At 42.8% G+C, this 15444-nt stretch carries 15 protein-coding genes, 1 tRNA gene and 1 riboswitch; of the genes, 4 read left to right on the top strand and 12 right to left on the bottom strand.

Going from position 1 to position 15444, the window contains the following annotated elements:
• Positions 1-147: 147 nt before the first annotated feature.
• The 7 genes from LPY66_RS08895 to LPY66_RS08865 all read right to left on the bottom strand — a co-directional run bounded on the left by LPY66_RS08895 (position 148) and on the right by LPY66_RS08865 (position 6443).
• Positions 148-1044, bottom strand: a complete 897-nt coding sequence (locus LPY66_RS08895) for a LysR family transcriptional regulator (RefSeq protein ID WP_337987716.1) — start codon at positions 1042-1044, stop codon at positions 148-150.
• Between the two features lie 85 nt (positions 1045-1129).
• Positions 1130-2260 carry a hypothetical protein gene (locus LPY66_RS08890; RefSeq protein ID WP_337987715.1) on the bottom strand — a complete coding sequence of 377 codons (1131 nt, stop codon included), beginning with the start codon at positions 2258-2260 and terminating at the stop codon, positions 1130-1132.
• Between the two features lie 27 nt (positions 2261-2287).
• Positions 2288-3259, bottom strand: coding sequence for a phosphodiester glycosidase family protein (locus LPY66_RS08885; protein ID WP_337987714.1), 972 nt, complete (start codon positions 3257-3259; stop codon positions 2288-2290).
• On the bottom strand, positions 3256-3831 hold the full coding sequence (locus LPY66_RS08880) for an ANTAR domain-containing response regulator (RefSeq protein ID WP_337987713.1): 576 nt from the start codon (positions 3829-3831) through the stop codon (positions 3256-3258). Before LPY66_RS08880 ends, LPY66_RS08885 begins: the two co-directional genes overlap by 4 nt.
• Before the next feature lie 289 nt (positions 3832-4120).
• The gene (locus LPY66_RS08875; protein WP_337987712.1) at positions 4121-4681 is read right to left on the bottom strand and encodes a hypothetical protein; all 561 of its coding nucleotides are present in this window, start codon (positions 4679-4681) and stop codon (positions 4121-4123) included.
• A 184-nt stretch (positions 4682-4865) separates the two neighbouring features.
• Complete coding sequence (locus tag LPY66_RS08870) at positions 4866-5645, bottom strand: ATP-binding protein (RefSeq protein ID WP_337987711.1); 780 nt, start codon at positions 5643-5645, stop codon at positions 4866-4868.
• A gap of 51 nt (positions 5646-5696) precedes the next feature.
• A complete protein-coding gene (locus tag LPY66_RS08865; RefSeq protein WP_337987710.1) occupies positions 5697-6443 on the bottom strand; it encodes a DnaD domain-containing protein in 747 nt (248 codons plus the stop codon).
• 212 nt (positions 6444-6655) lie between these two features.
• Here LPY66_RS08865 and LPY66_RS08860 point away from each other — a divergent pair, with 212 nt between their 5' ends.
• Positions 6656-7246 (top strand): HD domain-containing protein, encoded by a 591-nt coding sequence (locus LPY66_RS08860; RefSeq protein ID WP_337987709.1) that lies wholly within the window; start codon positions 6656-6658, stop codon positions 7244-7246.
• Between the two features lie 25 nt (positions 7247-7271).
• On the opposite strand, the gene LPY66_RS08855 is transcribed toward LPY66_RS08860, so the two are convergent.
• A complete protein-coding gene (locus tag LPY66_RS08855) occupies positions 7272-9002 on the bottom strand; it encodes an MBL fold metallo-hydrolase RNA specificity domain-containing protein (RefSeq protein WP_337987708.1) in 1731 nt (576 codons plus the stop codon).
• 13 nt (positions 9003-9015) lie between these two features.
• Positions 9016-9654 (bottom strand): response regulator transcription factor, encoded by a 639-nt coding sequence (locus tag LPY66_RS08850; RefSeq protein ID WP_337987707.1) that lies wholly within the window; start codon positions 9652-9654, stop codon positions 9016-9018.
• A gap of 384 nt (positions 9655-10038) precedes the next feature.
• On the opposite strand from LPY66_RS08850, the gene LPY66_RS08845 reads away from it, so the two are divergent.
• Positions 10039-10115, top strand: a tRNA-Pro gene (locus LPY66_RS08845).
• 301 nt (positions 10116-10416) lie between these two features.
• On the opposite strand, the gene LPY66_RS08840 is transcribed toward LPY66_RS08845, so the two are convergent.
• The 3 genes from LPY66_RS08840 to LPY66_RS08830 all read right to left on the bottom strand — a co-directional run bounded on the left by LPY66_RS08840 (position 10417) and on the right by LPY66_RS08830 (position 12684).
• Positions 10417-11295, bottom strand: a complete 879-nt coding sequence (locus LPY66_RS08840; protein WP_337987706.1) for a patatin-like phospholipase family protein — start codon at positions 11293-11295, stop codon at positions 10417-10419.
• Positions 11296-11726: 431 nt separating this feature from the next.
• Positions 11727-12158, bottom strand: coding sequence for a response regulator (locus LPY66_RS08835; RefSeq protein WP_337987705.1), 432 nt, complete (start codon positions 12156-12158; stop codon positions 11727-11729).
• Between the two features lie 205 nt (positions 12159-12363).
• Positions 12364-12684, bottom strand: coding sequence for a HesB/IscA family protein (locus LPY66_RS08830; RefSeq protein WP_337987704.1), 321 nt, complete (start codon positions 12682-12684; stop codon positions 12364-12366).
• A gap of 391 nt (positions 12685-13075) precedes the next feature.
• Between LPY66_RS08830 and LPY66_RS08825 the strand changes: the two genes are divergently transcribed.
• Together LPY66_RS08825 and ribD are read left to right on the top strand one after the other, a co-directional pair.
• On the top strand, positions 13076-13612 hold the full coding sequence (locus LPY66_RS08825; RefSeq protein WP_337987703.1) for a GNAT family N-acetyltransferase: 537 nt from the start codon (positions 13076-13078) through the stop codon (positions 13610-13612).
• A 346-nt stretch (positions 13613-13958) separates the two neighbouring features.
• A riboswitch (FMN riboswitch) is annotated at positions 13959-14074 on the top strand.
• Between the two features lie 141 nt (positions 14075-14215).
• Positions 14216-15334 carry a bifunctional diaminohydroxyphosphoribosylaminopyrimidine deaminase/5-amino-6-(5-phosphoribosylamino)uracil reductase RibD gene (gene ribD, locus LPY66_RS08820; protein WP_337987702.1) on the top strand — a complete coding sequence of 373 codons (1119 nt, stop codon included), beginning with the start codon at positions 14216-14218 and terminating at the stop codon, positions 15332-15334.
• Positions 15335-15444: the final 110 nt, after the last annotated feature.

Genomic DNA, 15444 nt, shown 5'->3' with positions numbered 1-15444 from the left:
AACCAAATGCTTATGCTAATGCGTGATTTTTCATAATTGTATAGTATTTTATTTCAATTCAATCAAATTTCATCATTCATGCCATTATGCTTCAATCTTGATCCCGTCGTTTTACGCGAATAATTATTCGATTGATTGTAGTTCTCCTTATATATTTGTATGTTCAAAATACGTTTTCGCCATATCGATAAACGCCGGGACTAATTTACTTTCATTATTCCGCATCCAGGAAACAACGTATTCGTTCGTTTCCTGACTTCCTTTTACCTTGACCAGTTTACAATATTCGGGGTCGTACTGAAACAGCAATTCTGGTACAAACGCGACCCCTTGGTTCATCTCAACATACAATTGCAATGTTTCCACCGAATCAACAATTTCCAAAATAGGTTCATAGCCATCTTTCCTTCGGCATTGCACCATGTGCTCAAAATTTGCAGGACCATAATCCTTGGAAACCATGATGATCCTTTCATTGGCCACTTCTGTCGGTTCGATCCAGTCATATTGAGCGAGACGATGCCGACGCGACACCAGAAGGACAACTTCTGACTCAATCAATCTTTCAACAGCTATTTCGCTTTCACCCAAAATGTCATAGGAGAAGCTAAATGAAATATCGACTAAATTACGCTTTAGTTTGTTCTTGATGCCATAAAATGTATCCCGCTCCAATTTAATCTGAACATGGGGATACTTCTCACAGAATAAGGCGACAATCTTCGGCAGACAAACGTTGTCCCCCGGTCCGGTAATCCCGATTCGGATAATTTCGGCCGTTCCGCTTGCCTCTTCCGAAGCTCGACGGATGGCGTGGTTATAGTAAAATACAATCTTGCTGCAATCTTCGTAAAAGCTTTTTCCAGCCTGCGTAAGTTTAATCTCCGATCTCTCTCTAACAAAAAGCTGAAAACCAAGTTCTTTTTCTATTGAAGCAATCTGCTGGCTGATGGCGGTTTGGGAAACATAATTTTTATGGGCCGCCTTGGTAAAACTCCCCAATTCCGCAACATCGATAAAATACTGGAGATTGTAAAAATTCACGTTGATTCCCCCTGAATTTTTATATCTTTTTTATCATAGCAGGATTTGGCAGTCATTCGCAACCAACAATTTAACCACGTATCGTTTATAAAAATTGGCAGACCCGCCAATAATAAACGGAGTTCTGTTTTCCGGTCCGAAGCTCGAAGTAACCATCGCCTGAAGGCGGCATAATGTATGCCGTTTGGTAGTTTTCAGACGTACTTCCGGATAGATTCAGAGATCGATGGGTACCGTTTGCCGATATTACATCCAATCGTCCGGCATGAAGCAAAACGATGTTACCTGTTGTACTGATCATGACATTGGTTTTGAGCGAATCAAAAGGGATGGCGCCTTGCCACAAGATTGTTTTCTGATACGCCAGACTGTTGCCGTCTGCCGACGTCTGATAAACAGCGATTTCACTGAGCGTACCGAATGGCTGCCTGTTCTCGCCATCATTGAATTTTCCAATGTATGCTTTCTCATTCTGACAGCCGAGCAGTGACTCCTCAGCTGCTGTAGACAAAACGGTTCTTGTGCTGCCGTTAATCGACGTGATCGATTTTGTTTTTCCGAGCCGGCTGTCAATATAGATCGTGCCATATTTATTGGAGACCGCGATTTTAGAAATTATCTCACCCGGTCGGGATAGTATATTCACTGTTTTCATAATATCGATTTTAAGCAGCTTGGATGCCTGTTTACTGTCCTTATACAATATAACCAGATTATTGGTATAGGTGGAAATTTCGATTTGGTCGATATGACGGACGTCCATGCTGATCTCTCGATCCAATTTGGGTTGAACAACCATAGAGGATGCGCTGACGCTCAGATCGAGCGAATAAAGGCTGACCATCCCGATATTTTTGCCTTCAGCCAGATAAACCATCGCATTTCTATCCGGCAGCCAGCGAAATCCCATAATTTTATTTGCTGTCACCATTTCATTTGACGCTTCTTGCCTAGTCTGTGTGGTCGCATAGATTACCTGATTAGATATCAGATCGATAACGGTGAGCTGATCCTGATCAAGACAAGCAAGGTATTTCTTATTATAAGACACGGCAAAATGTTCTGCTCTCCTGAGATCAGCATGTATTGTATAGGGTTTGTCCGTCTTGATAACAGGATTTATGAGCTGACCCGCCTGCCAATTAAGCAGGAAATAGACGCCCAGCTGCAAGACAACGGTTATGATTATTAACCAAAGGATCCCTCTTTTTTCCACAGTATCTCACCTAATATCCTTAATCCTTTATTGCTTTGGCATAACCACAAAGGCCGTCGGCATATACCGTTCGCCATAGATGTTCCAGAGTTTATTGATGATCTGTCCGTGATAAATCATCTCGGTTGATGAGCCGCCGTCGAGGTTAGCCGCGTTGACAGCGCCATATTCGATAAATACATTCATCAAATCACGTAAGGACGCGCCCATGCTCCAATCCGGCTGCCTGCCGTCAATGACTACAAAAATAACCGTACCGTCTGCTTTTTGCCCAATCCCAGTTCGCGGAGCAAAACCCCAGCCGCCATCCCCGGTGATCATAGGTATACCATCGATAATAAGGTAAGGTTCAAAGCTGATGGCTTGTTGTATCTGGGCCTGGGCAAGCGCACCGGAAGCAATTTCGGCCGCCGTCCACTTTTTTAGTATCAACTGCCCTTCCTGATTGAAACCAATCAGATTCGTCTTATTATCCTCGCTGACATTGTTATGAACAATATTGCCGTCGATGACCGTGATACCATCAGGATACGCCCCTGTACCTTGAGAATTGGGATCATAGAAGCCGCCTGCATTGATTCCTGCGACTGCGCAGCTGCTGAGAACTAACTCGGACAAGCGCTGGCCAGCTATTCCTATCTCTGCTGTCACGGCGATCTTGACCTGCTTGGGATCATCGATTACCATGACAACGCCTTTAAAATAGTTGCCTTCAATGTTTTCTACCCGGATGCCATTAGCTTTATCCGTGATTTGGTGATCTATCAGCGTGATTACCGGTTCGACCGTCACTGACCCGCTGTTAAACGTCTGTGATATCTTAGCAATTTTTTCTTCAGACAAAAATAATTCAGCAAACTGAGGGTGGCGTGACATCTGAATCGTTCGCACTGTGGTATAGGTCAGCGAATGAAAAGGACCGTAAAATACGACCAACGGTCCAAAAAGGATAAATAAAATTAAATTGACAGCAAGAAGACGCAATAGAAACCGTTTCATATAACTGAAGGTCTCCATGATCCTTTAATCACCTCGGCTGCAATCGCTTTCAATGTTTTACGGGACGCCATCGCCTGTGCCCGGATCGCATTATAGGCGGTTTCTTCCTCCATGCCCTCCGTAATGAGGAGAAGAATAGCCTGATATAAAAGTTTTCTGGTCTTGAGCTCATCATTGATTTTGTTTATTTCTTTTTGGTGAGCAATTTCTCTTTGAAAATTATATTCGGCCTGCGCGATGCCAAAGATGACATCCATGGCCCGGATCGGTGCTGTCAGGATGTGATTGACATTGGTTTTAAGGGCATATTCCAAATTAACAAAGTCCTTTTCTTCAATCACAAGCATAACAGGACATAATTTAGCATGGATCAGATTTTGTACCAGATCCAATGATGCAATCCCGCGAATTTCGCCCCCGCATAAAATCAGATCCGGCTCTACGCGCTGCGCCATACGCAGCGCATCAATACCATTATCCGTCTTAGCGATCGCTTGATAATTAGCCAAGGGCAATACGGTATTCAATTCGTGAGTCATTTTTTCCTGGAGCACCAGTATTGCTCTTTTCATGGTTGCTGTCTCCTAATATATCAACATCATTATACTACTCGAGGCATAAAAATTGAGGTGCTGGATCAAAAGTATCTTATGCGTTATTCTGACTATAAAAAAATTAAGTGCATTATAGCACTTAATTTTACTCTTATTACGGGACACAGGCAAGAGTATATCGTCTGCCGAATCGTAAACAAATAAATATATGGTGTATATATTATTTTGTATATTCAAACCAAGTATTTTTCACATTGTTGTTAGTATGATCCAATGGTTCTTTAGTCCGTGTGAGTCAGAACGCAACTCAGGATTTTACTGAGGAGTCAACGTTGAAGATAACCCGGGCTTCGGTGCTTTGCGTGACGGCCCCTTGTGGATTTGATTTAATCGTAAGGACCATTTCATGCTGGCCAGCTGTTGCGCTTTCGCCTTGGGCGTTGCCTAATGCTTTGATATTTTCATAAGCTATTTTTGCAGTAGCCCCAGGTTCGAGAATCGGAATACTTCCCTCCTTGGTCACGGTCTTGGATTTGTCATCAAGGGACGTGATCGTCATAATGACGGGGATATTGGTCATTGTGTTTTCTGTTGTGTTCTGGATAATCGCAGATATTTTAAAATCCGTTTTGTTTAACGTCTGCACCCCTTTAAATACCTCGCCATCATACGATAGGTCCCGGATGACGATCTGTGGTTCAAAATCAATGTTAATGATCTTGATTTCAGGGTCAACTTGGGAAGTCGGGGTTGTCGATACCTCCGAGTCACGAAGCAGATTAGTGCCGATTAACCCGAGGGCGGCTACTAAGACGATGAGTATACCTGCAACTAAAACCCTTTTTCGGATGATAATTAATTTTGCCAACTGTGTGCACCTCCAAAATCGCTGTTTCTACTAAAAAACCTATGCTGTGTTTGGACGGACATGCATAGGTTTGTACCTTTTTTTATTCGTTTATATCGTAAAATAATTTTGGAAATGCTTTATTCTGCTATTATTGCAGCTAAAGTTCTTTATTTAGACACGTTGCGCTCCTAATTTGCTCTCATTACTTTAGCCCTTCCCGTTTCAGATACTTTTGCATACGGATATCTTGTCCGGCGGATAAGCGAAATATCCTGCACATTTGAAGAAGTCGGGAGCAGGTTCTCTCACCGAGATAATGTTCTATTTCATTAAAGTCCAGATTTGTGGTGATAATTGTTGGCAGCTGTTCATTCATCCGGTAATTTAAGATCGAATAGATGCGGTTGCGGGACCACTCCGTATAATTGTGAGCGCCTAGATCATCCAGGATTAAGATAGGAACTGTACGGGCGATATCCAACAGATCATATTCTGTATTCTCACTGTTCTTATTAAACGTTGCCCTAAGTTCATCCAGAAGATCCGGAACAATTAAAAACAACAGTTTTTGCTGATTTTCAATCAAGACATTGGCAATAGACGCGGCGAGGTATGTTTTGCCGCTGCCCACTGTCCCGGTTAAAAGCAGCCCGACTTCATGTGGGTTCTTTTGGACATTTTTCACAAACTCCTTTGCCGCTTTCAGCGCTTTTTGAGCATTGGAATAATCCTCGGTATGGGCATCGGGGTCCTTATAATATTCCAAGCTGAATTTCTCAAAACGGCAATTGAGCAATTCTCTGGAAAGACGCGCATATTTAAAACTGTTTTCAATTTTCTTTTTTTCCATGCAGGAACATGGGATTGCTGAATCACCCTGCAGAATGATTCCCCTATCCCCGCATAAGGAACAGATCGGGTTAGTGAAGTTACCTCCGCCTGAACCTTCCGGTGATTTGTTGCTCTCTGCCTGTTGATTCATCACTTTTTGAAGTATACTGTCTGTCCGTTCCAGAAGAATTCCTCCTATCGTCTAGAGATAGATATTATCATATTTGCTTTTTATCTTCGGAGACCCTTTGGGGGGCTTGTCGTGCTTACGGTTTTGTCTGGACTGAAAATTCTGGTCTTCAGCTTCAACTTCTGCCCGTGTCTTTAACCCCTTCTTTTCCCACTCTCTAAGAATGGAATCCAGATAGCGGAAGCTGCGGATACCGGCACTGACCCCTCGGCGCAAGGCTTCAATGATCAGTTCATCGGAATACGTTGCTGTCAGCCATTTCTCAATATGCTCACATTCCAGACCAGTTAGCGGCCTGCCCAGCTCCTGTTCAAAGAGTGAAATCAATTTTGCTGAAGGATTCGGATCTGCGTCTGGTTTACCTTGCTTTGCTTTTCCTTTGCTATTGCTGGCTTCCATTTGCTTGAACTCATTGATCCCCCATAATTCAATCAGCTGGTCGAGAAGGCCGCTAAAATCATAATACACACCGGTGCTGCCTTTTATTTTGCGGTTATTCACGGTCAGCAGTCCCTTGCCTTGCAGAGTATGGACCATGATTTTGAAATCCTCTATGGCGATGTTCATTTTACGGGTGATCGCTTCTTCCAAATGCTCACTTTTAGCATTAATCTCCGTCATGAGATGGATAATCAGCATCATTTCCTGCTGGTTAATGCCAAGCTCGGTATAGTGATCCAGCAGAAATGTCGGTATCGAAACAGAACTTGAAAAGAAAAGAGCTTGAAAGAAGCCCCCATATACATTATTTTTTGTCATTTGCTTCCACCCCGTTGCGTTTGATGAACTCTAATTCTAAGTAATAATGGCACAATTTCTATTAAATTATATTTTACACTATTACGATCATAAAATCCTAAAGATTTCTGAGAGATATGCAAAATTTATGGCGATAACTCTTCTCATATTCAGGAAGGAAATCCCATGCCGTTTGCAGTAATAATAAGTAAATCAGAAAGGGGATCGATTTGATGGATATATCCAAAGATCTTTTTAATATTATTAACCAGTCAGGCGCGCACCCGGCTCTGGGTTGGAAACACTGTCAACGCGTCTATCACCTGGCCAAGGAATTGTCACCTCACCTGGCTCTTGACGACGAAGTGCTTTTTATTGCCGCGATGCTTCATGATGCCGGGAAGTATCCTGTATATGCCCTGGCAAATGTCGATCACACCTTACGCTCGAAGGGCATCGCTATGAACTTACTCAAAAGTTACTCGCTGGAACAGACAAGAATAGCCATGATCCTTGATGCCATTGAATGCCACATGTATTATTCCGAACCGGGCGGCAGTGATGAAGCTGTTTATTTAAGGGATTCTAATATTCTCGATAGTCTCGGTAATATCGGATTAATGAAGTTTTTCAGTCTTGTCGGTCAGGACGAATTGATCACAAGTCCTGAAGAGGCATTAAGCCGGGCCCAGACTTTTGCTGAAGCCCTCCCCAAAAAGGTATCAACCAAGTCCGGCAGACGATTGGCCGTCAAGAGGCGCGAGGAAATGCTGCGCTTTCTTTCCGGCCTAAAACGGCAATCCGCTGAGTACGCCTGGATTTAAGCTGAATATCCGTGGATTGAACGATTCATTCATTCGATTTTCTCTTTTGGTTCAACATATTGGCTATCTGATTAAAAGTTTCAATCATCATTTCATAGTCATTGTTCCGTTTGCCCGTAGTGATAAAACGCGTCAGGTTTTTCTGCAGTCGGGCATAAGAATTCTTATATTCCGATAGAATAACCCTTCGCGATCGCTTTATCTTTCTTCCAGCAGCAACAGGATGCTGGGGATAGTCTGTCATCTGTACTTCCTTTGTACGATCCATCCGTTCTTTAATTGTCTTTAGCCATGGTTTGGTTGGCTTGTCTCGTTCGATATGGTTATCTGTAAAGGAAATACATTCCCCGAGTTCCGGAATGATCGGTTTCTTGTCCAGCTGCTCCTCCACCAAGGCGGAAAATGTCTGCAGCACACGCGCTTCGCCATGAACCAAGATAATTTCCTGAGCATTTCTGGCGGCAAATTTAAGCCAGTCTAACAACTCTCTCTGATCGGCGTGGGCGGAAAAGCCTTTTAAGTTGACAATATCGGCATTGACTGCGACTTTCTCGCCATGAATCACGACTTCTTCGGCCCCATCGATTAAAAGTCGCCCCAGTGTCCCTTCTGCCTGATAACCGACAAAAATAACAGTTGAATCACTCCGCCATAAATTATGCTTTAAGTGATGCCGGATCCTTCCAGCATCTGCCATGCCGCTGGCAGATATGATAACCGCACCGCCTTTGATTGCATTTAAACGGATTGAATCCTCCGTAGACTCACTAAAATGGAGGTTTTTCATGTTCAACGGGTTATGACCTCTCTCCAGTAAGGTACGGCTCTCGTCATCAAAATTACGTGTGTCTTTTTCAAATATACGCGTGGCAGCCACTGCCAGCGGACTGTCTATGTAAATAGGCTTAACCGGGATCATATTTTCAGCTTGAAGCTGATTGAAATAATAAAGAATATCCTGGGTTCTTTCGATAGCAAAAGCCGGTATTATGATGTTGCCGCCTTTTTGATATGCTTGATTAATGATTCTTGCCATTTCCTCCAAGCGATGTGATTTGTCCGGGTGGTTACGGTCGCCATACGTCGTTTCCATGACAATAACACAGGCATCCTTGACGCTCCTGACATTGTCGCTGTCACAAGCCGTATCGATACCTTCAGGGTCTTCGATATACGGCTGATCAGCTGTTCCGATATCGCCGGAGAAAGCAATATTTTTTATCACGCCGTTCTCTGTGATACTGACTATGACATGCGCCGAACCAAGAATATGACCGGCATCAACATAAATAAACGCCACTGATGGCGATATAGTGATCTTCTCACCGTAAGTAACCGCTTGAAAATGTTTCCGTACTGCGTTGGCATCTTCAACCGTATAAACCGGTTCGAGTAACGGCTGATTCGCTCGCATCGCTTTGCGGTTTTTGATCATGACTTCCATTTCTTGAATATGTCCACTGTCAGGCAGCATCACCGCACATAGTTCAATCGTTTCCCGCGTAGCGTAGATGACGCCTTTATACCCTTTCTTAATAAGTTTGGGAATAAGTCCGGAATGATCAATATGGGCATGAGTGAGGATAACAGCGTTAAGATTCTGGGGTTGGAAAGGAAAATCGGCGTAATTGAGTTCCTTAATAACCTTGGAGCCTTGAAACATGCCGCAATCGATAAGCACTCGGGTATCATTGGTTTCCAATAAATAACACGATCCGGTAACCGTTTGACTAGCACCAAAAAAATGTATTTTCATATCTATACTCCAATCATTCAAGTGTCACCATTTTCGTTCTTACAGCTTTAAGCGCGGCTTGTGTTCTGTCACTCACTTCCAGCTTTTTAAAAATATTGGACAAATGGTTTTTTACCGTTTTTTCGCTTATAAAGAGCGCTAGTCCAATATCCTTATTGGAGGCCCCTTTCACAACATAATTAAGTATCTCTAATTCGCGGCTGCTCAAACCAAAATTATTAATCCGCAACTCTGTTTTTGTATGCTGTTCGCGATGCCTTTCCATCACCTCCGGTGACAAAATGAACTCACCACGATGTATCTTACGGATCGCATCAATCAGATGCTGGGGATCAATGTCTTTGGATAGATAACCAGCAACTCCAAGTTTTAATAATTGATCAATTCGTTGATCACTCGTCTCAAAAGCTAATATTAAAATACTGATAGCAGGATATTCTCTGCGGATGACACTGCATGTCTGAAGGCAACTTGTACCGGGCATATTCAAGTTCATCAGTAACAGATCAAACGGCATTTTGCGAGATATATTAATTGCTCCTTGCCCATCGCCAACTTCGGCAACGACGTCGATATCCTCATGAACTTCAAGTATTCTGCGTAATCCTTCTCTCAAAAGTGGTTTATCATTTGCTATCACTACCCTAATCATATTTATGCCTCCTTACTCCATATATAGGATATCGAATTCTTCATTCGATACAATATTAATATTTCCTACTATTAGATATTCGAAATAACTATCCATGGACTTTAGGAGAATCTATAAAAGATTGTTATATAGAGCTGCAGTAATGATGGCAAGGCCCAATAAAAACAGTACTTTATAGTTTATTTCCGTGTGTTTACCCTTATACTATAACCATTGTTCGTTGCTAAAAAATTCGACAAATATTTCCATTCTCCTTTAATTATATTTGATTTCATGAGTTACAGTCATAAATATTTTATCAAAAATCTAACTTATTCATAACAAATTGGCCTTGACATGCCATAGGCCTTTTGTTATGATTTTACTTGTTCCTCAGGAGCATATCGGGGTGTGGCTCAGTTTGGTAGAGTGCACGGTTCGGGACCGTGAGGTCGCAAGTTCGAATCTTGTCACCCCGACCATTGGAAATAAAGGCGGTGTCGCAAAACTATAAAATAGTTCGGCGGCAGCGCCTTCTCTATAGTTGAAAGAGAAGCCAGTTCATATATATGGTTTAAGCTAGGCTATCTTTCTTATATAGATAGTCTTACGTATGACTGATAAAAACCTAAGAAGGTAGGTCTACGCAATGGCTAACCGCTTCCGGCAGATTGCGCCGTCCATGGCGCAAACAGCCGCGCTCTGCAATCCGTGCTCCGCTTACGCTGCTTAGCCATTGCGTATCCTAGTTTTAGGTCTTTATTTGATTGACTATTCTTCATATCAAACCCCGAGGAATTCTTTCCATCGGGGTAAATCCCGTTGTCCTTGCGCATAGCCAAAACTATAACTATCAGTTAGTTTCTTATGATTTGTTTCTCGGTTAGATACGGGCATCTGGTCCGGATAGACCAGAAAGGCCTTCCCTTCATGTGCCAGTTGTTCTAATTCATCCAGTGTTTGATTATACGCAATATGCCGATTAAATATGGCTTCGGCTACGCGTGGATACTTACGGTAATATGCTTTCATTGGCAGCTTATGCTTGGCTTGCGTTTTCCGATAACCTTGGGGACGAGTAAGAACCACAAAGAATTTCTGATAACCGTCTTTCTTGGCGATCTCCAGAGGTATCCCGCCACTTAAACCGCCATCAACATAATAATGTCCGCCGAAATATGTCGGAGGCATGAAGATAGGCATTGATGAGGAAGCTCTCACTATTTTCATCAAATCGGTAATATCGTCAATATCATTTTTCGAATAATAAACCATTTCACCGGTATTCCGTTCAAAAGCGCCGATACGTAGCTTCGCCGGATTCGCCATGAAAGTTTCAAAATCAAAAGGCAGGGCAGCATTGGGATAAGGCGTTTCTTCATAAATATATTGCGCACGAAAATAACCTTCACCCTTAAAAAAAGATTTCCAGCCACCAAAGTTTGGATCTAACACCAGGTCAACAAATGACCGTCTGGCTCGTTCGATATCCCTAGATAAATAGTTGACAGAATGACTGGATCCTGCAGAAATTCCAGCTACATAATCAAAATAGATGTGATTTTCAAGCAGCGTGTTTAAAAACCCCGCTGTATAACTCGCACGCATACCGCCTCCTTCAAAAATCAAGGCGGCGTCATGGATATTATTATTAAGTACCATATGTCATGTCTCACTTTTGCTGTAATTTAATGCTTACCTAGTACTTTGTAATACTTAAAACTGGCATTAATCGGTGAGGAAAATTTTCGTATGACAAGGCGGTCGCTCCTTGTCATACTGAGATAAGCGAAGCGCCAACTCTATCCTTTGCTTAGCCGGTAATATGCTATAAACAAGGAACTGTGTTTATGAGCGATCTTTGTTCCACACTAGGCCATCCATGGCCGTCGGAGGCGAGTAATACCGGCCGTATTACGCGTGACGACAACGCAGTCAGACGAAAATTTAACCAGCGATAATGTAAGGAATCAGGTGTTACAGAGTACTAAACGTATTATACACCATAAACACTGCGCATAGCTAACCTCATCACTTAAATCTACCCAAGATAATCCCGTTACTTAGGCCCGCTTATGGCCAGTGTAATTATACTACTCGTCCTGAACCTTATCATACGCGCGTCTTTCGGAGACTTTCTTGATCCCGACGTCAACATGGTGCAGTAGCACATCAAAACGGTCACTCTTCTCGCCGTAATCCTGAATACCAAGCGCTTTCGTCTTTTTTCGAAGATAATTCAAGTTTTCATTACCTGATATCAGCAGTATGTATAAATCAGGGTGAGTTTTGCGTATCGATTCAACTACTTTATCCCCGTTGATAGGATACATGAGATAGTCAAGTATAAGCATATCAAAGGCTTTTGTATGGATATTTTCAATCGCTTCCAGCGGATCTGTCAAGCCATATACCGTATACCCTTTTCTTTTCAGAATAAAGACCATTGAATCAACGATACCTTGATCATCGTCAACAATGAGAATGCGATAATTGGCATTGATACAGTGTTTTGTCCGTCTCATGTGAACCCCCTATAAGGTGTATTATAACGAGAACAACAGCAATCAAGCCATCGTTGTTCCCGCATCAGCATCACTCATATTTAGAAAGTTTTTCCAATATCTATTCGTTATGATCCATTAAATTCCTTTTTCATATATAAAAAAAGAAACAACGCCAATAAAATTAAGCGTCGTTTTCTTTTATTATTCAATTGGCAGTTTATCTTTAACTGCAGGAGCTGCAACCTGAACTGCAATCAGCCATGCGAGGTGTTTTCATGGTAAATCCGCTGCCGTCTTCGGTAGCCACATAGTCGATCACAGCATCTTCTAAATACTGCTCGAATTTCTTCTCCGCAACAATAGTAACGCCATAAGCTTCATCTACATTATCCTCAGGGTTCTTTGACTCATCCAGAGCCATGCCGAAACTCGGCCCACTTCAGCCCATGCCGGCCATATAGATCCTCAAGTAAGCCTTCTCTTGATTTTGTGAGGCTAATACCTCTTTGATCTTTTCAGCAGCAATCTCAGTAATGTTGATCATGATTGGTCTCCCCCTTTCCGAAATTTTTAACCATAATTTGTCCAATTTGGTTATAATGTGATAGTACCTTATAATTGTTTTAAAGTCAAAACATGATTTTCCATCGATGCGATATAAGTTAGTATGTGCAAAAGGTCAAAAAAAAACCTGGGTTTAAACCAGGTGAATTAGGGAAGAAAAATGAAAAGAAGTTTCATGGTGTTAGTTTAAGATATCTATGTGTCCATTGTGTGAAAAACCAATTAACGTTCTGTGAAGAATAAACCATAGTGGTAAATATATCGAGTTAAACTTGCACTAACGTATTCCCTGGAATAAAATAATAAGAAACATCTGACATCATACAGCAATACGTAATTTTAGGCAAAAGACGTTGCAAAAGGAGCCGCCCATGTTAAAAGGAACACGAACCTGGATTCGCCCTTTGGATCCGGAGGATCTGGACAGCCTTTATGATTGGTACAACGATCCGGAGTTTTCATATTATACGAGTGGAAACTGGCCGCTCGCAACCCTGCTGCGACGTGAAGAAATCGAAAGAAGATTTTATGATGAAGATCCTAACCGCTATGCAATTACCGACCTGGAAGGACGTCTCATCGGAACCATTGGTTTCGACCAAGTGAATATCCCGGCACGGTCTGCGCGGTTGTTTATAGGAATCGGCGATAAATTACTCTGGGGCAAAGGCTACGGTTCGGATGCCTTACGTACGTTTATTCGATATCTTTTCCGTCAGTGGAATTTTCATCGTTTAACGGTAGAAACCTGGAAAAGAAATGAACGCGCTGTGGCCTGTTACGAAAAACTGGGTTTTGTCACTGAGGGTATCTTAAGGGATGCGTATTATGTTGATGGTGAGTACGAAGACGCTATCCTCTTAGGACTCCTTCGTCAGGATTTCTCTATGGAGAAAAGCTGTCCATGATCCCATCATATGCTCTTTGTTTCGCCAGTGCCTTCATAATAATAAACGCATCTAGTACAACGTATTTGAAATAACTACGCAAAAGAATATCTCAATCATTTACTTCAAATTAGGTCTGCGTACCACGTTCCGGCGACAAGCGGAGCATGGATTGCGTAGCGCGGCTCTTTGTGCCATGGAGGGCACAAGAGCCGAAAGCGGAATGTGGTATGCAGACCAACCGCAGAAAAAAGCTTACGTATTTATTTACCTAGTTATTTTGAATACACTGTACTAGTTCACGTGAAGCTTGCATTTCTGATCAGCCTGCTGTATTATAATAAAAAGAATTCATAAAGCTAAATATATCAAACTCTGGGGACAGGTGAAATTCCTTACCGGCGGTAAAGCCCGCGAGCCTTCATGGCTGATTCGTTGAGATTACGAAGCCGACAGTTAAAGTCTGGATGGGAAGAGATAATCTTACGTATATTGTGCGCTATATCCGCGTTTTATGCGCGGTATGAAAGCCGATATACGACGTGATTATGTGTAACGTATGCCCGGAGTTAATTCCGGGCATTTTGTATTTCATCAAGTCTTTCATCATGGGGTGGTCAACACATGAATAACTGTTTTACATCCGAAGATCGCGAGTATATGGAACGCGCGTTAAATCTTTCCCTGTTGGCAGCAGGCAGGACCAGCCCTAATCCGCTCGTTGGCTGTGTTATTGTTCGAGACGGACAGATCGTTGGCGAAGGCTATCATCAAAAAGCCGGCACACCGCATGCTGAAGTCCACGCCTTAAATGCTGCCGGTATCAAAGCAAAAGATGCGGATGTTTACGTTACACTTGAGCCATGTTCTCACTTTGGCCGAACACCGCCTTGTGCCGATGCACTTATTGCTAACGAGGTAAGAAGAGTTGTCATCGCCATGAGTGACCCCAATCCGTTAGTCAGCGGCCAAGGTATTAAAAAACTGCAGGCTGCCGGCATTATTGTTGAGTCCGGGTTATTGTCTGATCAAGCCCGACGGATCAATGAAGCGTTTAGCAAAGCGATCACAGAGAAGATGCCGTTTGTCCTGTATAAAGCAGCCACGACTCTGGACGGCAAAACTGCCGTCAGCACCGGAGACTCCAAATGGATCACTTCGCCTGAAGCACGCCATTACGTCCATGAACTGCGAAATATTTACGATGTGATCATGGTCGGAAGTCCCACTGTCCTTCAGGATGACCCCCAATTGACGTGCAGGGATATACCGGAATCCCGTGACCCCGTTCGTCTCGTGGTGGACGGTACCTTGTCTCTTCCCATCGCAGCGAAGGTGCTGAATAGTACCTCTGCCAGTCCTTGTATCATAGCAACGACCCTTGCCGCCGCAGATGCCAAAATACAACAACTCAAAGAAACATATCCTGGGGATAGACTGGAAATATGGCAGTACCCGACGGCAAGACATGTCCCTTTATCCGATCTGATGCGTGATATTGCTGCCAGAGGACTCAACAGCATCTTGCTTGAAAGCGGCGGTATACTTGCCGGTAAAATGCTGGAATTAAAGCTTATCGATAAGGTGGAATTTATTATTGCTCCTTTACTGGCCGGATCCGGCCCATCTCCGCTCTCTGGCCTGCATCTTTCCAAAATGACCGATGCGATCAGGATCAACCCGATTGAATTCAACGAAATAGGAGGAAATTATCGCTTTACCGGTTATATTAATAAGGGTTAGCACACCATTCTAGAATTAGTTACTCAAATTACTCCATAGCAAAGTCGCCTGCACAATGTCAGCGTCAAGCGAAGCACGGATTGAATATTTATTTATAGTTGGATGTGATA

The sequence above is a fragment of the Dehalobacter sp. DCM genome (assembly GCF_024972775.1).
GTDB lineage: Bacteria > Bacillota > Desulfitobacteriia > Desulfitobacteriales > Syntrophobotulaceae > Dehalobacter.
Note: the sequence above shows the minus strand (reverse complement) of the source record. Positions and strands in the feature narration are given on the sequence as shown.